The sequence below is a fragment of the Candidatus Delongbacteria bacterium genome, from assembly GCA_041675285.1.
Taxonomy (GTDB): Bacteria; CAIWAD01; CAIWAD01; order CAIWAD01; family CAIWAD01; genus CAIWAD01.
In genome coordinates, this window is record JBAYTZ010000006.1 from 15,234 (window position 1) to 33,753 (window position 18,520).

Sequence of the window (18,520 nt, forward strand, 5' to 3'; positions counted from 1 at the left end):
GTTCCTCCGACTCCCCGAACGGGATCCCAGGCTCCGGAGCCTCAGGGATCGCGCCTCGACCCCTCCATCAACAATCCCACGCTCACAACTCGTTGGCCAGGGGCAGCTGGACGGTGAAGCAGGCGCCCTGTCCCGGTTTGGAGCGCAGGCTGATCACGCCGCCGTGCAGCTCCACGTTCTTGCGCACGATGGCCAGGCCCAGGCCCGTGCCCTTGGCGCGCGTGGTGAAGAAGGGGTTGTAGAGTTTCTCGTGCAGGTTCTCGGGAATGCCCGGCCCCGTGTCCCAGACCTCCACGGCGATGCGTCCGGCGCCGCCCGGCGCGCGGGTCTCGCGCACGCGGCAGCCCAGCCGGCCCGGGCCGCCCTCGAAGGCCTGCACGGCGTTCTTGAACAGGTTGAGGAAGCTCTGGCGCATCAGCTCGGGGTCCATGCGCACGGGCAGTTCGGTCAACCCCAGGTCGATCTCCAGCTCCAGCGGCAGGCGGGCCTGCTCCACCTCGATCTGGATGAAACTGAGCACCTCGCGCAGGAGCTGGCGCAGATCCAGCACCTGCAGGCGCGGCTCGACGGGGCGCGTGTAGGTCAGCAGGTTGGTGGCCACCTTGTTCAGCCCCTCGACGCCTTCGATGATCCGCAGCGTGTAGCGGTGCGGATCGCTCTCGGGTTCGAGCAGGTCCTTCAAGAGGGCCGCGAAGCCGCCGATGCCCCCGAGCGGATTGCGCAGCTCGTGGGCCACGCTGGCGGCCATCTCGCCCAGGGCGGCCAGGGTGCGGCTCTGCTCCAGGCGGCGCTCCATGTGGATCAGGTGGGTCTGGTCGTCGAGGATCTGCAGCACGCCGATGGGGTTGCCCATGTCGTCGCGCACCAGGCGGCAGTCCACACGCAGGGTCTGCACCCCGTGCCGGCCCTCCAGCAGCAGCTCGTCCTGGCTGACGTGCCGGCCCTCGCCCACCACCTCGTCCAGGATGTTCTGCAAGGGTTCGGGCAGGACGGCGGAGGCCAGAATGGGCAGCTCGCCCTCGATGTTCAGCAGCGTGCGCGCCCGGGGGTTGGCCTCGCTCAGGTAGCCGTCCAGCTCCACCATCAGCACGGCGCTGGACATGGAGGCCAGGATCTGGCGCAGCTTGCCCGCCACGCGCTCCATCTGCAGGAGATTGCCCGTCAGCAGGCGGTCCTTGATCTCCAGCTCGCGGGTCAGCTCCTCCAGCCGCCGCTCGAGCTGACGGGGATCGGGCTCGCCGCGCGGCGCCGGAACGGTCTCGCAACCCGGCAGGGCCGGTCCTTCGGGGCTCAGTGGCACGGGGTCTCCCGTTCCGGTCGCGCGGCCGGGGGCGCGCCCGGCGCCCGCAGGCGGGCCAGCTCGGCCTCGAGTTCCGTGATACGCTGCTCCAGGTTGCGCGCGTGGCCCAGCAGGCGCCGCTCGTCCAGCACGCGCTCGGCCAGCTGGACGAACTCGTCCACGCGGAAGGGCTTGACCAGGTAGCCCGAGGCGCCGGCCTGGAGGCAGTCCAGGCAGCTCTCCAGCGCGGGATAGCCAGTCATGGCCACCACCACGGGCCGGTGGCCGGCGCGCTCCTGGCAGAAGGCCCGCACGTGGTCCGTGCCCGTGGCCCCCGGCAGATGGATGTCGGTCAGCACCAGATCCGGCTGCTCCGATTCCAGCAGGCGCAGGCCACGGGCGGGATCGCCGCAGCTCAGCACCTGCCAGCCCCGGGCCTTCAGGTGCTCCAGCAGGATGCCCCGGCTGCCGCCGTCATCCTCGACGATGAGAATCCTCATGCGGTCTCCCCGCCCGTTTCTTTCGCGTCCTCGAAGAGTTCGTGGTAGTGCTCGCGCAATTCGGGGATCTCGGCGACGTAGTCCTTCCAGTCGCGGAAGGCCGCCTCGGGATCCACGCACTTGTGGCAGAGAACGATGGTGTTGTCCTGGGCCACGCCCTGCCAGCCCCGGCCGTAGCAGGTCTTGCAGCCGCTGCGCTTGCAGTGGGAGCCGGCGATGCGCTTGGCCTCGTCCAGGTGTCGGTCGTCCAACCGGAAGCTCTCGGAATTCACTCGCGCTCTCCTGTCTGGGTGGTTGATGTCCGGGGAAACAGCCGGTCGGGTGCGGCGGGTTGCCGGCCCGCGGGCAGTCCGGCGTCCACCACGGCCTGGGGATAGTCGCCGGAGAAGCAGGCCGTGCAGAAGGAGGCCGGATCCATCCCGGTGGCGGCCAGCATGCCGTCCAGGCTTAAGAAAGCCAGGCTGTCGGAGCCCAGCGCGATGCGCAGCTCCTCCACGTCCCGGCCGTGGGCGGCCAGCTCGTGCTCGTCGGGAAAGTCCATCCCGTAGTAGCACGGGAAGCGCACGGGCGGGCTGGCGATCCTGACGTGCACGCTTTTGGCGCCGGCCTCGCGCAGCAGGTGGATCAGCTTGCGCATGGTCGTGCCGCGCACCACGCTGTCGTCCACCAGCACCACGCGCCGGTCCTTCAGCACGCCCTCGACGGCGTTGAACTTGAGCCGTACGCCGTCGGCCCGGCTCTGCTGGCCCGGGCGGATGAAGGTGCGGCCCACATAATGGTTGCGGATCAGGCCCAGCTCGAACTTGGCGTCGCTGCGCCGGCTGAAACCCAGCGCCGCGGTGTTGGACGAGTCCGGCACGGGGATGACGATGTCCGCGTCCTCCGCCGGGTGCTCGAAGGCCAGGGCCTTGCCCAGCTTGCGGCGCGTCTTGTCCACGTTCTCGCCGAAGATTTTGGAATCCGGCCGGCTGAAGTAGACGAACTCGAAGATGCAGTGGGCCCGGCGCGGGCTCTGGGCGAAGCGCGTGGAGTGCAGGTCGCCGTTCACCACCAGCAGCTCGCCCGGCTCCACGTCGCGCACCGTCTTGGCGCCGATGATGTCGAAGGCGCAGGTCTCGCTGGCGAAGACGGGGTGGCCGTCCAGCTGCCCCAGCGCCAGGGGCCGGAAGCCCAGCGGATCGCGGGCCACGGCCATGCCCTCGGGGCTCAGGAAGATCAGCGAGAAGGCGCCCTGCAGGCGCACCAGCGCCTCGCGGATCCGCTCCTCCCAGCTGGAGCCCCGGCTGCGGGCCATCAGGTGGAGGATCACTTCCGAGTCGGTGGTGGTCTGGAAGATGGCGCCCTCGGCCTCCAGCTCGCGGCGCAGGGCCGCGGCGTTGGTCAGGTTGCCGTTGTGCGCCATGGCCAGCTCGCCGTCCTTGGTGATCACCTGGATGGGCTGGATGTTGTGGTAATCGCTGGAACCCGTGGTGGAGTAGCGCGTGTGGCCGATGGCCGCCGTCCCAGGGAGCAGGGCCAGGTGGTCGGTGTGGTTGAAGACGTCGCCCACCAGGCCCATGCCGATGCGCCGGTGCAGGCGCCGGCCGTCGGAGCTGACCACGCCGCAGGACTCCTGGCCGCGGTGCTGCAGGGCGTTCAGCCCCAGCACGGCCAGGCTGGAGGCGTGCTCCGGGCCGTAGAGTCCAAAGATGCCGCAATACTCGCCGATGCCGCGCACGCCGCTCATGAGCCCATCACTCCCAATTCCTGCAGGACGCCGATCTTGTGAAGCAGCACCAGCAGCACCAGCAGGGGCGCCAGCCAGCGCAGGACGAACACGAAGCCCGTGTAGAGCCAGGCCCGGCCCGCCGGGGCACCGAAGGCCTCGCGGCGCGCGGCCTCGGGCATCACCCAGCCGGTGAAAATCGCGATGAACAGCCCGCCCAGGGGCAGCATCCAATTGCTGGCCAGGTAATCCATCGTGTCGAAAAAGTTCATCCCGAACATGGAAGCCCAGGCCCCGAAGAGTCGCCCGTCCCCGGCGTAGGCCGCCGGGATGCCGAAGGCGAAGATCGCCGCCCCGGTGACCAGGGCCGCCCGCCGGCGGCTCCAGCCCGCGCGGTCCATCACCGTGGCCGTGACCACCTCCAGCAGGCTGATGGCGCTGGTCAACGCGGCGAACACCACCAGCATGAAGAAGGCCAGCGAGATCAGCAGCCCGCCGGGCAGCTGGGCGAAGAGCATGGGCAGGCTCTTGAAGACCAGGCCCGGGCCCGCCTGGGGCGCCAGCCCGAAAGAGAACATCACGGGGTAGACCATCAGGCAGGCCAACAGCGAGATCAGCGTGTCCAGCAGCACGACCTGCAGCGAGGTCTTCAGCAGGCTGGCCTGGCGGTCCAGGTAGCTGCCGTAGGTGAGCATGGCGCCCATCCCCAGCGAGAGGGTGAAGAAGCTGTGGCCCAGCGCTTCGAGTACGCTGCGCCGGCTGAGGCGCTCCAGGTGCGGCGTGAAGGTGAAGTCCAGCGCCTTGAGGAAGCCGTCGTTGGGCAGGAAGAGCGAGTAGCCCACCAGGAGCAGAATGATGAGGAAGAGGGCCGGCATCATCACGCGGCAGGTCTTCTCGATGCCGCCCTGCACGCCGGCCAGCACCACGCTTACCGTGGACAGCATGAAGAGCAGGTGCCAGAACAGGTTGATGTCGCCGGCGCCGTACAAGGTGTCGAAGATGCCGCTTACCTGGTCGGGCTGCAGGTGGCGGAAGTGGTCGGTCAGCGAGAGCAGCACGTAGTGCAGGGCCCAGCCGGCCACCACGCTGTAGTAGGAGAGGATCACGAAGCCCGCGGCCACGCCCAGCCAGCCCACCAGCGGCCAGCTGCTGCCTTTGCGGGAAAAGGCGGCGAAGGCTCCCACCGGACTCTGCCGGCTGGCGCGCCCCAGGAGGATCTCGGCCATCATGATGGGCAAGCCCACCAGGACCACGCAGCCCAGGTAGATCAGCACGAAGAGGCCGCCGCCGTTCTCCCCCGTGATGTAGGGGAACTTCCAGATGTTGCCCAGTCCGATGGCGCTGCCCGCCGCGGCCAGGATGAAGCCCAGCCGGCTTCCCCACAGTGGACGGCTGCCTTCCGGATGGTCCGCCATGCCCCCCTCCCTGTCCTGCCGCCCGCTCAGGGCAGCGTCAGCCTCACCCGCACGCCCGGCGTGTCCTCCCGCAAGAAAACGGGCTCCACGATCGCCTGTTCGCCCCAGCCTGCGTCGAAGTTGCTCAGCGAGCCGCTCACGTAGGCGTCCAGCACGGACGCCAACTTGAGCCAGAGCCACCACCAGAGGATTTTGTTGCGATCCCTGAGATAGAAGTCCGCCCGCGTGGCGAAATACTCCTGGGCGGCGGGCTCCAGCTCGCGGCGCCGGCGCTCGTCCCAGTCCCGCCACTCCTGGTGCTGTCCGTAGGCGCCCGCCAGCATGGCCAGCTCCGCGCCGGAGAACAACAGGGCCTTGACCCGCTCCTTGTTGTAGGCCTGGCCCCAGCCGTCCAGCGCCACGCTCCGCCACATGGCGGCCTTGCCCTGCTGCAACGAGACGCTGTCCCGCACCGCGGCGCGCCCCTCGGCCCAGCCCGGGCAAGCCCAGAGCAGGTACGCCAGCAGCACGCTGGCGCGCACAGACGACAAGCCACGCACGAGAGTCAGCGCTCCAGCTCGGCCACGGCTTCGATCTCCACCAGCACGTCCTTGGGCAGGCGGACGACCTCCACCGCGCTGCGCGCCGGCGGCTGGTCGCCGAAGTAGGTGGCGTAGACCTTGTTGATCTTGCCGTAGTCCTGCATGTTCTTCATGAAAATGGTCACCTTCAGCACGCTGCTGAGCGAGCCGCCGGCGGCTTCGACGATGGCGCGCACGTTCTCCAGCGCCTGGTGGGCCTGGACCTCCACCGTGTCGCCCGCCACCTCGCCGGTGAGTGGATTGATGGGAATCTGGCCCGCCGTGAAGAGCAGGCGGCAGCCGCTGCGGCAGATGGTGCCCTGGCTGTAGGGTCCGATGGCGGCGGGCGCGTCGGGAGTGTTGACCGTGGATTTCATGCGGACTCCGATCTGGGTTTGCCTCGGCTGCAAAGTACCAATCCCCGCGCCGCGAAGCGCTCAGGCGGCAGCTTTTTCCGGGTCAATCGCGCACCCATCCGTCCCTGGGAGGCAGGACGGGCCCCCTCTCCTTATATTGGCTGCGCAACCGGGGTAATCGCCCCGCCGCACGGCGGGGACAGACTGACCAGAGAGTGAGGACTGCCATGGCCGAGAAGAAAGTCCGGGAGAAGGAGAAGGAAAAGGAGAAGGAACCGGACGCCGAGTTGGAGAAGGCCAACCCCCGCGAGAACGAACTGGTGGAGATCATGCAATTGATCGCCTTCCCCGAGCCCGACAAATACCTCGATTTGATCAAGCAGATCTGCAACACGCAGAAGATCGACCGGCGCCGCGTGCACAAGATCGACTGAGCCGCCAGGCGCATCTGGACAAGCAAAGGGCCGCTCACGCGGCCCTTTGTGTGGGTCAGGCTTTCTCTTCCAACAGTTCCCGCACCCACGTGCTCACCGTCTTCGCGCCGGCCTTCTTCTTCAGGCGGGCCATGGTGCGCTCGGAGAGCCGCACGTGGAGAACCGAGCTGAGTTGAGCTTCACTCCCTCGGGCGGGGGCAGGTTTGTCGGAGCCGCCGGACTTCTCGTCGCCGGCCTTGGTCTTGCCGGCCTTCTTGGCGGCGGGCTTGGCCTTGGGGGCCGCGGCCTTCTTGGCAGCGGGCTTCTTCGCGGCGACCTTCTTGGCGGCCGGCTTCGCGGCAGGCTTGGCAGCCGGCTTCGCGGCGGGCTTGGCCTTGACGGCCGTCTTCTTCGCGGCGGGCTTCGCGGCGGGCTTGGCCTTGGGGGCCGCAACCTTCTTCGCGGCGGGCTTCGCGGCGGGCTTGGCCTTGGGGGCCGCGACCTTCTTCGCGGCGGTCTTCACGGCGGGCTTGGCCTTGGGGGCCGCAACCTTCTTCGCCGCAGGCTTCGCGGCGGGCTTGGCCTTGGGAGCGGCAGCCTTCTTCGCCGCAGGCTTCGCGGCGGGCTTGGCAGCGGGCTTCGCGGCCGGCTTGGCTGCCGGCTTGGTCGCCTTGGGAGCTGCTTTCTTCGGAGCCGCAGTCTTGGATCCCGTCACCGTCTTGGCCATGGATTCCTCCTGTAAAGGTGTGATACGAGGGAAGCATCCCCTTGGTCGGGTCCATGCATCGCGGTGATACATGTTCACCCGAAACTACTCCTCTTGCGAGTCGTTGTCAAGAGGAGTATCGGTTGTATCACCCCTTTTCTTCAATCAAACAGCCTTCGTGAAGAAACGGGCGCAACACCGCGTCCGCATCCGCCTCGGGAACAGCCACTAAAAAGCGCGTTCCCTCCTCCACGGAACATTCTTCCAGCACGCGCATGGTGGAGCGCAGGCGCGCGCTCAACCCGTGCCGCGCCCAGGGCAGCAGCAGCCAGAGCCGGCGCTCGCCGGCCGCCCGGTAGGCTTCCACGCCCGCGAGCAGCTGGTCCAGACGCAGCCCCTGGGTGGCGCTCACCAGCACGGCGGGCGCGTAGAGCGCCAGCGCGCGCTGCATGCGCGCCGGGTCCTCCACCAGGTCCACCTTGTTGAAGACGTGCAGGACGGGAGTCTCCCCCGCGCCCAGCTCCTGCAACACGTCGCGCACGGCGCGGATCTGCGCCTCCATCTGCGGATGGGCCAGATCGATCACATGGAGCAGCAGGTCGGCGTCCGCCGCCTCGCGCAGCGTGGAACGGAAGGAGGCCACCAGGTGGTGGGGCAGCTTGCGGATGAAGCCCACCGTGTCGGTGAGCAGAACCTCGGTGCCGTCCTCCAGCGCCAGCCGGCGCACAGTGGCGTCCAGGGTGGCAAAGAGCCGGTTCTCTACCAGCACGTCGGCGCCGGTGAGCCGGTTGAGCAAAGTGGACTTGCCCACGTTGGTGTACCCCACCAACGCCACGCGGAACAGATCCTCGCGGCCCTTGCGGCGGGTCTCGCGCTGCCGGTCGATGCGCTCCAGCTCCTCCTCCAGCTGCCGGATGCGCGTGCGCACCAGACGGCGGTCGGTCTCCAGCTGGGTCTCGCCCGGCCCGCGCACGCCGATGCCGCCGCGCTGGCGCTCCAGGTGCGACCAGGCGCGGGTGAGACGCGGCAGCAGGTACTTCAGCTGCGCCAGTTCCACTTGCGTGCGGGACTCGCGCGTGCGGGCGCGCCGGGCAAAAATGTCCAGGATCAAGCCGCTGCGATCCACCACAGGGCGCTTGACCAGCTTCTCGAGGTTGCGGGCCTGGGCGGGCGTCAAGTCGTCGTCGGTGAGAATCAGGTCCGCCTGGAGCTCGTCGGCCACGGCGGCCAGGTGTTCGGCCTTGCCCTTGCCGATCCAGGTGGCGGTCTCGGGTCGCGCGCGCTGCTGCAACACCTGGTCCACCACGTCGGCGCCCGCCGTGTCCGCCAGCTGGATCAGCTCGTCCAGGTGCTCGAGGGTCTCCTCGCGCAGCGAGGCGTCGAGGATCAGGGCCACGGCGATGGCGCGCTCGCGCCGTTCCACGCCCGGCGTGTCCCCGGGCCGGAGCGGGCCGTCAAAACTTTGGCGCATGGGTCAGTTCCTTCCCCTGGCAAGCCAGGTTTCCACTCCCAGCAGCAGGAGCGCGGCCAGCAGCAGCCAGGGCGACAACTCCGCCGCCGCGTCCCCGCCGCCCCGCACCTCGCTCTCCCGCAACACGCGCCAGCCGCCGGCCTCGGGCCGGGTCCAGCGCGCCACGGGCGTCACCTCGTGGGTGGTCTCCCCCGCCGGCAGGCGCGCCGCCACCCACCCCGCCGGGCGACCGTCCACCTGCACCTCGTAGTGGCCGGGCTCCGCCAGCGCCGGCAGCTCCAGCCAGCCCTTGAGCGGATCCAGCCGCACGCGCCGCACCACGCCGTCGCGGACCAGCGTCCAGTCGCGGCCCCGGGCGCTGCGGGGCGGCTGCCAGCGGCCGGGCACGCCGCACTCGAGCACGGCGGGCAGGCGCTCGTCAGCGTCCAGCCAGCGCAGGCCCTGCTGCAGCAAGGGAGCCAGCAGCCCGCTGGCCGCCAGTCCGGACCACTCCGCGCCGGGCGCCGTGGCCAGCCAGAGCGTGCGGCCCGTCTCGCGCTCCAGGGTCTGGAGCACCGGACGACCGCCGGCCTCGGCCAGCGTGCGGCGCGCCAGGCCGGGCGGATCGGCAGTCTCCAACTCCAGCAGCCGGCGCACGGGCACGGCCTCGCCCGCCTCGCCCTCCTCCAGGATGGAGGCCAGGATCTCGTGTCCGCGGTCCAGCCGCTCCAGGCGCCAGGGCTGGGCGCCGGACTCGCGCAGGCCGGCCAGGCCGGGTAGGGCCAGTTCACGCAGCTGGCGATCCACCAGACGCGGATCCGCGGCCAGCGCGGGCAACAAGAGCAGGCGCACGCCGCGCGCCGCCAGTTCGCGCACCTGGCGCAGCTCCTGCGCGTCCAACGGCTGGCCCAGCGCCAGCACCAGCTGGTCCACCGCCGCGGGATCCACCCGCCGCAGCAGCTCGGATCCGCCGCGGAGCAGCTCGAGCCCGCGGCCGTAGCGTTCGTCGGGCAGGAGGGCCGCGGCCAGCACGTGCTCCAGGGCGGGATCCCCGGCCAGCAGCAGCACGCGGCGGCGTTGGGGCACGTGCAGGATGAAGGGCAGCTCGTCGTCCACGTCCACGGGGTCGCCCGTCACGCGCAGCGTGCCGCGCAGCCAGCCGGACTCCGGCAGGCGGAACTCCAGCTCCTCGCGGCCGCGCCAGCGCTCCTCGCCGTGGGCGGGCACGGGACGGCTGAGCCGGGTCTCGCCCTCCACCGCCAGCTCCAGGCCCAACCCCTCACTCGCTCCCTCGCCAGCCAACTCGACGGTCAGACTCACCGGTCGGTCCTGGCGCAAGAGGCCCGAGCGCAGCTCGAGCTTCAGCGGCGCGGCTCCCGCCGCCCGGGAGGGCAGGATACCCAGCAGGGGTGTGAGGGTGCGCGGCAGGCGACCGCCCAGCTCCGTCGGCTCCAGCCGCAGGTCGCTGAGCAGCAGCAGTTGGGGCCGGCTTGGGGCGTCGCGCTCGAGAATGCCCAGCGCTGCCTCCAGCGCCGCGTCCAGCCGGGCGGCGGACCAGGCGGGATTCCAGCGGGCCAGCCGCTGGCGGGCCGCGGCGGGCGTCAGCGGGCCGGCGCTCTGGCCAGGATCCGAGAGGGGCAGCAGCCAGACACGGTCGCGGGGCTCCAATCCCTGCAGGCGCTCGAGGGCCAGCTCGCGCCCGCTCTCCCAAACGCTGCGGCCGGCGGCGGAAGGCAGACGGCTGGAGGCGCTGTCGTCCAGGAGGAGCAGCAGGCTGAGCGGCTCGCGCGCGCCGGGCAGGAAGGCCGCGCCCGCGTCCAGCACCGGCCGCGCGAAGGCCAGGATCAAGGCCAGCAGGAAGAGCACGCGCACGAGCAGCAGCAGCCAGCGGGTGAGCCGCACGCGCTTCAGGCGCGTGTTCTCGATCTCCTTCAGGAAGCGCAGGGTGGAGAGCGCGTGCGCGCGGCGGCGGCGCAGGGTGAGCAGGTGCACCAGGACCGGCAGTCCCAGGGCGCCCAGGAAGGCCAGCAGCGCGCTGTTGAGGAAGACCATCAGTCGTACAGCCGCTGTTCGATCAGTTCCACCAGCAGGTGGCCGGCCGTGATGTGCAGCTCCTGCACGCGGCCCGAATCCTTGGCGGGCACCAGCAGCGCCAGATCGCAGAGTTCGGCCAGGGGCCCGCCGTCACCGCCCAGGAAGCCCAGCACGCCCAGGCCCAGCTCGCGCGCCCGGCGCGCCGCGGCCAGCAGATTGGGCGAGCGTCCGCTGGTGCTCAGGGCCAGCAGCAGATCGCCCGGGCGGCCCAGGGCCTCCACTTGGCGCTGGAAGATCATCTCGAAAGAGAAGTCGTTGGCGCAGGCCGTCAGCAGCGAGCTGTCGGTGGTGAGGGCCAGCCCCGCCAGCGCCGGCCGCTCCCGGGCCGCGCTCAGGCGCACCACGAACTCCGTGGCCAGGTGCTGGCTGTCCCCCGCGCTGCCGCCGTTGCCGGCGAAGAGCAGCTTGCCCCCGGCGCGCAGACAGTCCGCCCCGCGTTCGGCCATGGCCAGCAGCGTGTCCGCGCCTTCGTCCCGCAGCCAGAGCCGGAGACGGATCCCCTCCTCCAACGCGGCGTTGATCCGCTCCCTCACGGTGCGACCTCTCCCGCCAGGGCGGCCGTCAGCTGCCCGAGCGTCGTTTCCAATTCCTCCAGCGGGCAGCTCTCCAGCCGGCTGCCCACCACCACCAGATCCGCCCCCGCCCGCGCCGCGCAGGCCACATCCGCGGCCTCGCGCAGGCCGCCGCCCACCAGCAAGGGTCCGTCGAAGGCCGCGCGCACGGAGCGGATCATTTCCTCGGGCACGGGCCAGCGGGCGCCGCTGCCCGCCTCCAGATAGAGCTGGCGCAGACCCAGTGCCCGGGCCGCCAGGGCGTGGGCCACGGCGATGTCGGCCTTGAGCCGGGGCAGGGGCTGGCTGCCGCTCATGAACTGGGCGCTGGTGTGCGTGCCGGACTCCACCAGCAGGTAGCCCGTGGGCAGGCATTCCAACCCGGAGGCCGCCAGCAGGGGCGCCGAGCGCACCTGCTCGCCGATCAGGTACTGCGGATTGCGGCTGGAGATCAGGCTCAGGAACAGGATGGCGTCCGCCTCGGGCACCACCTGACCGGCGTCGCCGGGAAAGAGGATCACCTTAAGCCCACTGAGCTCTTTCAGGCGCGCCAGTTGCCGGCCCATCCCGGCCCGGCAGAGCAGGCTGGTGCCGGCCAGGAAGGCGGCCACGCCCGCACGCGGCGCCAGGCGCGCCAGGGCTTCCAGGCGCGCGGGCTCCAGCCGGTCGGGATCCACCAGCACCAGCAGGCGCGGCCGGCCCATCCCTTCGCGCAGCCAGCTCTCCACGGGCCCCAGCTCAAGCCTCATGGTCGGACTCCCCCTCGTCGGCCACCACGGGCGTCTCCAGCACGCCCACGCCCTCTAGTTCCACGCGCAGGCGGTCGCCCACGGCGATGGGACCCACGCCGGCGGGCGTGCCGGTGAGGATCACGTCCCCGGGCCGCAGCGTGCAGAAGCTGGAAAGAAAGGCCACCAGCCGGGCCGGCGAATGGAGCATCTGCGAGGTGCGGGCCTCCTGTATCAGCACGTCGTTGCGCCACGTGCGGAGCAGCAGGTCGCCGGGGTCCAGCCCGCGCAGGACCCAGGGTCCCAGCGGGCAGAAACCGTCGAAGCCCTTGGCGCGGATCCACTGCCCGTCCTTCTGCTGCAGATCGCGCGCGCTGATGTCGTTGGCGCAGGTGACGCCCAGCACGTGCTCCAGCGCCGTCTCCTCGGGAATGCGCCGCCCGCCGCGCCCGATGACCAGGGCCAGCTCACCTTCGAAGTCCACCCGGCCGATCTCCGCAGGCAGCTTGAGGGGTTGGCCGGCCCCCAGCAGGGCGCTGTCGGGCTTCATGAAGACCAGGGGCTCCGGCGCGCTCCAGCCCGGATTCAGCTCCTGGATGTGCTCGGCGTAGTTGCGGCCGATCCCGAAGATGCGGCCGCCGTCCGTGGGCGGCTGCAGGATCACCTTGTGCAGGGAGACGCCCTTGCCCATGCTGGGTTCGCCGTCCACCAGGCTCCACTCGCGGACCTGCTCGCCCTCCACCTGGCCCCAGCGCGGGGTGGGATCCTTGGGCGTGTGATAGCGGCAGATTTTCATGCTCCCTCTCCCGGCGCGCAGATCAAGCGGACCCTTGACCTCACCGGCGCCGCTTCCAGGCCTGGATCATCCCGTCGATCCCGGCCACGTTCTTGCCCCCGCCCGTGGCCAGGTTCGGTCGCCCCCCGCCCTTGCCGTCCACCAGCGGGGCCAGCTCCTTGACCAGGGCGTTGGCGTTCCAGCCCTGCTGGACGGCCTCCGCGGAGAGCGAGATGGCAAAGGAGACCTTGTTGTCGAAGCCCGAGACCAGCAGGGCGGCGAAGCCCGTCTCTTTTCCCTGCAGCAGCTCGGCGCGGCCCTTGAGCAGCTCGAACTCCGCCTCGTCATCCCGCACGGCCAACAGGCGGATGCCCGCCGGCGATTCCGCCGCGGCCAGCTGCTCGCGCAGGTTGTTCAGCGCCAGTTGCTCCTTCAGGCGGCGCAGCTCGCGCTGCAGGTCCTTCTTCTCGGACAGGGTCTTCTCCAGCGCCTCTAGCTCGTCGGAGCCCCGGGCGCCCAGCAGGTCGCGCAGGCTGTCCAGCGTGCGGCGCTGCTGCTGCATCAGCTGCTGGGCCTGCAGGCCGGTGACGGCCTCGATGCGCCGGATGCCCGCCGCCACGCTGCCCTCGGAGAGGATGCTGAACGCGCCGATCTGGCCCGTGCGGGCCACGTGCGTGCCGCCGCAGAGTTCGGCGGAGAATTCGCCCATCCGCACCACGCGCACCACGTCGCCGTACTTCTCGCCGAACAGCGCCGTGACGCCCTCGGCCAGGGCACGCTCGTGGCTGGTCTCGCGGCAGCTGACCGGCTCGTCGCGCAGGATCTGCTCGAAGACCAGCTTCTCCACGCGCTCCAACTCGCTCTCCTCCAGCCGGGCCGGGTGGCTGAAGTCGAAGCGCAGGCGCCCGGGCTCGACCAGCGAGCCCTCCTGGTTGACGTGCCCGCCCAGCACCTGGCGCAGCGCAGCCTGCAGGAGGTGCGTGGCGCTGTGGTTGCGCTCGGTGGCCCGGCGCAGGTCCGGCTCCACGCGCGCGCTCACCAGGTCCGTCGGGTTGAAGGTGCCGCGCACTTGGCCCACGTGGACGCGCAGCTCCTCCTCCAGGCGGGTCTCGCCCACCACCAGGCTCCAGGCCTCGCCCTCGATCAGGCCGCGGTCGCCCGTCTGGCCGCCGGACTCGGCGTAGAAGGGCGTCTTCTCCAGCACCAGCTCGAGCTCGCCCTCCTCCCCCGCGCGCCAGCGCAGCACGCGGGTCATGGTCTCCAGCAGGTCGTACCCCAGGAAGACGCTGGAATCCGAGGAGAGCACGTTCCAGGGCGCGCGCTCCTTGTAGGCGGTCTGTTTGCGCGCGCCGCGGCTGGCCTCGCGCTGGCGCTCCATCTCGCGCGTGAAGCCCTCCTCGTCCACGCTCAGCCCCTGCTCGGCGGCCATCTGCTGGGTCAGATCCAGCGGGAAGCCGTAGGTATCGTAGAGGCGGAAGGCCTCGTCGCCCGGGATCACGGCCTGGCCGGCCTTGACCAGAGTGGCGTGCAGCTGGGCGAAGCGCTCCAGCCCGCGGTCCAGGGTGCGGCCGAAGCTCTCCTCCTCGAGGGTCAGCACGTGCTGGATGTGGCCCAGCTTGCCGCGCAGCTCGGGAAAGGCCTCGCCCAGGGAGGACTCGGCCAGGTCCCGGCAGAGCGGGCCCAGGAAGGGTTCGCGCAGGCCCAGCTCGCGGCCGAAGCGCGCGGCCCGGCGCAGGATGCGGCGCAGGACGTAGCCGCGCCCCTCGTTGGAGGGCGTGGCGCCGTCGGCCACGGCGAAGGCCAGCGCGCGCAGGTGGTCGGCGATCACCCGGTGGGGCGTGCCGCCGGCCTCGCTGTAGGGCACGCCGGACAAGCGGGCCACGGCCTGGATCAGCGGCTGGAAGACGTCGGTGTCGTAGTTGGAGGCCACGCCCTGGAGCACGGCGCAGAGGCGTTCGAAGCCCGCGCCCGTGTCCACGTGGCGCTTGGGCAGCGGGACCAGCGTGCCGTCGGGCTCGCGGTTGTACTGGATGAAGACCAGGTTCCAGAGCTCGATGTAGCGCGCGTGGCCCGTGTTGACGAAGCAACTCTCGCTCTGCTCGCCGAAGGCCTCGCCCCGGTCGATGTGGATCTCCGTGCAGGGGCCGCAGGGGCCGCTCTCGCCCATCTCCCAGAAGTTGTCCTTGTGCCCGAAGCGCAGGATGTGGTCGGGCTGGATGTCGGTCTCGGTCCGCCACATCTCGTCGGCTTCCGCGTCGAAGGGCACGTGTTCGTCGCCGGCGAAGACCGTGACGTAGAGCTTGTCCTTGGGCAGGCCCCAGACCCCGGTCAGCAGCTCCCAGGCCCAGCGGATGGCCTCGCGCTTGTAGTAGTCGCCGAAGGACCAGTTGCCCAGCATCTCGAACAGGGTGTGGTGATAGGTGTCCCGGCCCACCTCTTCCAAGTCGTTGTGCTTGCCCGAGACGCGCAGGCACTTCTGGGTGGAGGCCGCCCGCGGGTAGGCGCGCTCGCCCTGGCCCAGGAAGACGTCTTTGAACTGGTTCATGCCTGCGTTGGCGAACAACAGGGTGGGATCGTCCTTGGGCACCACGGGCGAGCTGGGCACCACCTGGTGGGCGCGCTCCTCGAAGAAGCGCAGGAAGTCGCGGCGGATCTGGGCCGAGCCAATCATGAAGTCCTCTGTCTGCTACTTGAATTCACTTCTCGGTTGTCAACACAGAGACAAAGCCGGTCGTCAACACAGAGTCACAGAGGCACCGGGGACACAGAGAATGGGAATTGATGAAAGCCTCAACCGGAGTCGGGCAGCCCATTGCCCCAAGTCCTTCTCGCTCTTCTCTGTGCCTCTGTGCCTCTGTGGTGACCTACGCCCCGGCTGCCACCACCTGGCCGATGCGCAGCGGCTGCTCGCCCTGTTCGCGCAGCACGTGCTCGGCGCGCTCCACATCCTCCGGGGCCAGGATCAGCACCAGGCCGATCCCCAGATTGAAGGCGCGCTCCATCTCCGGCCGCGCCACCTGGCCGCATTCCTGGATCAGCCGGAAAAGCGCGGGCCACTCCCAGGCGCCCTCGTCCACCAGCAGGTCGCAGCCCGCGGGCAGGATGCGCCGCGTGTTGCCCTTGAGCCCGCCGCCCGTGACGTGGCTGATCCCGCGCACGTCCACGTCCGCCAGCAGGGCCTGGACCGGCCGCAGGTAGCTGCGGTGCACGGCCAGCAGGGCGTCCGCCAGGCAGTGCCCGTCTGTCAGCCGGTGGTCCAGCGGCAGGCGGGCCTGTTCGAACAGCGCGTGCCGCGCCAGGCTGTAGCCGTTGGTGTGCAGGCCCGTGGAGGGCAGCCCCAGCAGCCGGTCGCCAGGCCGGATGCGCGCGCCGTCCACCAGGCGCGGCTTGTCCACCACGCCCACGACGGTGCCCGACATGTCGTACTCACCATCCGCGTAGAAACCGGGCATCTCGGCGGTCTCGCCGCCGATGAGCGCGCAGCCGTTCTCCTCGCAGGCCTGGGCCAGGCCACGGATCACCTCGGCGGCCGTGTCCACGTCCAGCCTGCCGGTGGCGAAGTAGTCCAGGAAGAAGAGCGGACGCGCGCCGCAGGCCAGGATGTCGTTGACGCAGTGGTTGACCAGATCCTGGCCCACCGTGTGATGCACGCCGGTCTGGAAGGCCAGCTTCAGCTTGGTGCCCACGCCGTCCACGCTGGAGACCAGGACGGGCTCGGCCAGGCCTGGAAAGTCGGCGCGGAAGAAGCCGCCGAACAGGCCCAGCCCGCCCAGCACGCCCGCCGTGCGCGTGCGCGCGCACCAGGGTTTGATGCGGGCCACAAGGGATTCGCCCGCGTCGATGTCGACGCCCGCCTGGCGGTAGGTGCTCATGGATGCCCCGTTCTGATTCAAAAAGGGCCCCAACGACGGGGCCCGACGGGCAGCAAGATAACTGAGGAGTCCGGCTTCCCCATGAAGACCAGGAACACTTCAACACGAAGACCAGGAACACTCAACACAGAGGCACAGAGGCACAGCATCGAAGATTGAATTGAGTCAGACCCGGGCCGCCATCTGCGCCCAAGGCCCTGTCTTCTCTTAAAAATCTCTGTGTCTCTGTGCCTCTGTGGTGAATCCCCGTTCCCCCAAAGGTCAAGCCGGTTGGCGGTCGCGGTGGTCGCTGGTCAGGTACATGCCCTCGATGACGTCCTGGTATTTCTCCAGCACGTAGGAGCGTTTGATCTTCAGCGAAGGCGTCAGCTCGCCGGTCTCGATGGAGAATTCGTTGCCCAGCACGCTGAACTTGCGCACGCGCTCGAAGGGCGCCAGGTCCTTGCTCAGGCGCTGGATCTCCTTGTCGATGCGCTCGTAGACCTCCGGGTGGGCGGCGATCTCCTGGGTGGAGGGCGGCGGCGAGCCCTCGTGCAGGCCCAATACGTCGCGCAGCAGGCCGAAGTTGGGCACGATCAGGGCGCTGACAAAGTTGCGGTGGTCGCCCACCAGCATGACCTGCTCGATGAGCGGGCTGCTCAGCAGCTGGTTCTCGATGGGCTGGGGCGCGATGTTCTTGCCGCCGGAGGTGACGATCAGATTCTTCTTGCGGTCGGTGATGGTCAGGAAGCCGTCCGCGCTGAACTGGCCGATGTCCCCCGTGTGCAGCCAGCCGTCGATCACCGTGCGCGCCGTCTCCTCGTCGCGCCGGTAGTAGCCCGGCATGATGCCCGCGCCGCGAGCCAGGATCTCGCCGTCGGGGGCGAGGATGATCTCCACCCCCGGGAAGGGCTTGCCCACGCTGCCGAAGCGCACATTCTGCGGGTAGTTGGAACAGAGCACGGGGCTGCTCTCCGTCAGGCCGTAGCCCTCGTAGATCTGCAGGCCAACGGAGAGGAAGAACTCGCCCAGGTCCCGGCGCAGCGGCGCGCCGCCCGAGACGGCGAAGCGCATCCGGCCGCCGGTGCGCTCGCGGATCTTGCCGAAGACCAGCCGGTCCGCCAGCCAGAGCCCGGGCCGCTGGTGCGCGCCGGGCTCCTTGCCGTCCAGCACGCGCTGGGCGGCGCTGCGACCCACGCTGAGCGCCCAGTTGAAAATGGCCTGCTTGACCTTGGGCCCCTTCATGGCGTTCTCGAGGATCCGGGCGTGGATCTTCTCGAAGAGCCGCGGCACGGCGATCAGGATCGTGGGCTTGGCCACAGGCAGGTCGTCGCCCACGCTGGTGATGTCCCGGGCGTAGTAGACGGAGGCGCCCACCGAGACCGGGAAGTAGTAGCCGGCCAGACGCTCGAAGATGTGCGAGAGCGGCAGGAAGGAGAGGAAGACGTCCTGCTCGTTGATCAGATAGCGCTCCTGGGCGCCGGCGATGTTGGAGAGGATGTTGCGGTGCGTGAGCATCACGCCCTTCTGGTCTCCCGTGGTGCCCGAGGTATAGATGTAGGTGAAGACATCCTCCCCGCGCCGGGCGCGGGCCAGGGCGCGGGCCTCGTCGGGCAGGTTGCGGCGCCGCTCCTCGCCCTGCTCCTGCAGATCCGAGAAGCTGCTGATGCCGTCCTGGCTGCGGCCCTCGCCCTCCAGCTGGATGATCTTCTCCAGGGCCGGCAGGCCGTCCCGGTGCTTGAGCAGCTTGTTCAGCTGCCGGTCGTCCTCCACCACCACGGCCCGGGCGCCGGAGTCGGCCAGCACCTTGTGCACGTGGCCCGCCGGCAGGCTGGGATAGACCGGCACCACCACCAGCCCGGCGAACAGGCAGGCCATGTCCGTCAGCATCCACTCGAAGCGGTTGGAAGACAAGATGGCCACGCGGTCGCCCTCCCGCAGCCCGGCCTCCAGCAGCCCGGCGCAGACGATCTCCACCTGGACCAGGGTCTCCGCCCACGTGCGGGTGTCGAAGCCACGGTCGGTGCGGATGCCGTAGGCCACGCGCTCGGGGAAGCGCTCCACCGTCTGGAGGAACAGCTCGGGCAGGGTACGGGGCAGGGTCTGGCTCATGTTGGGTCCTGCGTTTAGAGGTCTT

At 70.0% G+C, this 18,520-nt stretch carries 17 protein-coding genes; 1 reads left to right on the forward strand and 16 read right to left on the reverse strand.

From position 1 onward, the window contains the following. Nucleotides 1-82: 82 nt before the first annotated feature. From WC326_07360 to WC326_07390, 7 genes are read right to left on the reverse strand one after another with little or no spacing between them, the layout of a single operon-like run. Nucleotides 83-1,300 carry an ATP-binding protein gene (locus WC326_07360; protein ID MFA7330874.1) on the reverse strand — a complete coding sequence of 406 codons (1,218 nt, stop codon included), beginning with the start codon at nucleotides 1,298-1,300 and terminating at the stop codon, nucleotides 83-85. Next, a complete protein-coding gene (locus WC326_07365; GenBank protein MFA7330875.1) occupies nucleotides 1,291-1,779 on the reverse strand; it encodes a response regulator in 489 nt (162 codons plus the stop codon). Before WC326_07365 ends, WC326_07360 begins: the two co-directional genes overlap by 10 nt. Next, entirely contained in the window at nucleotides 1,776-2,051 is a 276-nt protein-coding gene (locus tag WC326_07370) for a hypothetical protein (protein MFA7330876.1), read from the reverse strand. Before WC326_07370 ends, WC326_07365 begins: the two co-directional genes overlap by 4 nt. Next, nucleotides 2,048-3,505 carry an amidophosphoribosyltransferase gene (purF, locus tag WC326_07375; protein ID MFA7330877.1) on the reverse strand — a complete coding sequence of 486 codons (1,458 nt, stop codon included), beginning with the start codon at nucleotides 3,503-3,505 and terminating at the stop codon, nucleotides 2,048-2,050. The genes WC326_07370 and purF overlap by 4 nt, the downstream gene beginning before the upstream one ends. Further along, a complete protein-coding gene (locus WC326_07380) occupies nucleotides 3,502-4,899 on the reverse strand; it encodes a sodium-dependent transporter (GenBank protein MFA7330878.1) in 1,398 nt (465 codons plus the stop codon). Before WC326_07380 ends, purF begins: the two co-directional genes overlap by 4 nt. Before the next feature lie 26 nt (nucleotides 4,900-4,925). Further along, nucleotides 4,926-5,420 (reverse strand): DUF5683 domain-containing protein, encoded by a 495-nt coding sequence (locus tag WC326_07385; GenBank protein ID MFA7330879.1) that lies wholly within the window; start codon nucleotides 5,418-5,420, stop codon nucleotides 4,926-4,928. 23 nt (nucleotides 5,421-5,443) lie between these two features. Then, nucleotides 5,444-5,836 carry a Rid family detoxifying hydrolase gene (locus tag WC326_07390; GenBank protein MFA7330880.1) on the reverse strand — a complete coding sequence of 131 codons (393 nt, stop codon included), beginning with the start codon at nucleotides 5,834-5,836 and terminating at the stop codon, nucleotides 5,444-5,446. A 206-nt stretch (nucleotides 5,837-6,042) separates the two neighbouring features. On the opposite strand from WC326_07390, the gene WC326_07395 reads away from it, so the two are divergent. Continuing rightward, nucleotides 6,043-6,249 (forward strand): hypothetical protein, encoded by a 207-nt coding sequence (locus tag WC326_07395; GenBank protein MFA7330881.1) that lies wholly within the window; start codon nucleotides 6,043-6,045, stop codon nucleotides 6,247-6,249. A gap of 55 nt (nucleotides 6,250-6,304) precedes the next feature. Here WC326_07395 and WC326_07400 read toward each other — a convergent pair whose 3' ends face one another. The 9 genes from WC326_07400 to WC326_07440 all read right to left on the reverse strand — a co-directional run bounded on the left by WC326_07400 (nucleotide 6,305) and on the right by WC326_07440 (nucleotide 18,495). Further along, entirely contained in the window at nucleotides 6,305-6,955 is a 651-nt protein-coding gene (locus WC326_07400; GenBank protein ID MFA7330882.1) for a hypothetical protein, read from the reverse strand. Between the two features lie 127 nt (nucleotides 6,956-7,082). Further along, the gene (hflX, locus tag WC326_07405; GenBank protein ID MFA7330883.1) at nucleotides 7,083-8,405 is read right to left on the reverse strand and encodes a GTPase HflX; all 1,323 of its coding nucleotides are present in this window, start codon (nucleotides 8,403-8,405) and stop codon (nucleotides 7,083-7,085) included. Nucleotides 8,406-8,408: 3 nt separating this feature from the next. Further along, nucleotides 8,409-10,436 (reverse strand): BatA domain-containing protein, encoded by a 2,028-nt coding sequence (locus WC326_07410; GenBank protein MFA7330884.1) that lies wholly within the window; start codon nucleotides 10,434-10,436, stop codon nucleotides 8,409-8,411. Next, nucleotides 10,436-11,011 carry an SIS domain-containing protein gene (locus WC326_07415; GenBank protein ID MFA7330885.1) on the reverse strand — a complete coding sequence of 192 codons (576 nt, stop codon included), beginning with the start codon at nucleotides 11,009-11,011 and terminating at the stop codon, nucleotides 10,436-10,438. The genes WC326_07410 and WC326_07415 overlap by 1 nt, the downstream gene beginning before the upstream one ends. Continuing rightward, nucleotides 11,008-11,778 carry a phosphoglycerol geranylgeranyltransferase gene (locus WC326_07420; protein ID MFA7330886.1) on the reverse strand — a complete coding sequence of 257 codons (771 nt, stop codon included), beginning with the start codon at nucleotides 11,776-11,778 and terminating at the stop codon, nucleotides 11,008-11,010. The genes WC326_07415 and WC326_07420 overlap by 4 nt, the downstream gene beginning before the upstream one ends. After that, nucleotides 11,768-12,553, reverse strand: a complete 786-nt coding sequence (locus WC326_07425; protein ID MFA7330887.1) for a fumarylacetoacetate hydrolase family protein — start codon at nucleotides 12,551-12,553, stop codon at nucleotides 11,768-11,770. Before WC326_07425 ends, WC326_07420 begins: the two co-directional genes overlap by 11 nt. Before the next feature lie 40 nt (nucleotides 12,554-12,593). After that, nucleotides 12,594-15,203, reverse strand: a complete 2,610-nt coding sequence (gene alaS / locus WC326_07430; protein ID MFA7330888.1) for an alanine--tRNA ligase — start codon at nucleotides 15,201-15,203, stop codon at nucleotides 12,594-12,596. Nucleotides 15,204-15,396: 193 nt separating this feature from the next. Next, nucleotides 15,397-16,404: a phosphoribosylformylglycinamidine cyclo-ligase gene (gene purM, locus WC326_07435; GenBank protein ID MFA7330889.1), complete on the reverse strand. Its 1,008-nt coding sequence runs from the start codon at nucleotides 16,402-16,404 to the stop codon at nucleotides 15,397-15,399. A 261-nt stretch (nucleotides 16,405-16,665) separates the two neighbouring features. Then, nucleotides 16,666-18,495 (reverse strand): long-chain fatty acid--CoA ligase, encoded by a 1,830-nt coding sequence (locus WC326_07440; protein ID MFA7330890.1) that lies wholly within the window; start codon nucleotides 18,493-18,495, stop codon nucleotides 16,666-16,668. Between the last annotated feature and the right edge of the window lie 25 nt (nucleotides 18,496-18,520).

Coding starts and splice junctions, on each gene's coding strand:
- WC326_07365 (MFA7330875.1), bottom strand. CDS start 1,779: ATGAGGATTCTCATCGTCGAGGATGACGGCGGCAGCCGGGGCATCCTG.
- purF (MFA7330877.1), bottom strand. CDS start 3,505: ATGAGCGGCGTGCGCGGCATCGGCGAGTATTGCGGCATCTTTGGACTC.
- WC326_07380 (MFA7330878.1), bottom strand. CDS start 4,899: ATGGCGGACCATCCGGAAGGCAGCCGTCCACTGTGGGGAAGCCGGCTG.
- WC326_07390 (MFA7330880.1), bottom strand. CDS start 5,836: ATGAAATCCACGGTCAACACTCCCGACGCGCCCGCCGCCATCGGACCC.
- WC326_07395 (MFA7330881.1), top strand. CDS start 6,043: ATGGCCGAGAAGAAAGTCCGGGAGAAGGAGAAGGAAAAGGAGAAGGAA.
- WC326_07400 (MFA7330882.1), bottom strand. CDS start 6,955: ATGGCCAAGACGGTGACGGGATCCAAGACTGCGGCTCCGAAGAAAGCA.
- hflX (MFA7330883.1), bottom strand. CDS start 8,405: ATGCGCCAAAGTTTTGACGGCCCGCTCCGGCCCGGGGACACGCCGGGC.
- WC326_07410 (MFA7330884.1), bottom strand. CDS start 10,436: ATGGTCTTCCTCAACAGCGCGCTGCTGGCCTTCCTGGGCGCCCTGGGA.
- WC326_07420 (MFA7330886.1), bottom strand. CDS start 11,778: ATGAGGCTTGAGCTGGGGCCCGTGGAGAGCTGGCTGCGCGAAGGGATG.
- WC326_07425 (MFA7330887.1), bottom strand. CDS start 12,553: ATGAAAATCTGCCGCTATCACACGCCCAAGGATCCCACCCCGCGCTGG.
- alaS (MFA7330888.1), bottom strand. CDS start 15,203: ATGATTGGCTCGGCCCAGATCCGCCGCGACTTCCTGCGCTTCTTCGAG.
- purM (MFA7330889.1), bottom strand. CDS start 16,404: ATGAGCACCTACCGCCAGGCGGGCGTCGACATCGACGCGGGCGAATCC.
- WC326_07440 (MFA7330890.1), bottom strand. CDS start 18,495: ATGAGCCAGACCCTGCCCCGTACCCTGCCCGAGCTGTTCCTCCAGACG.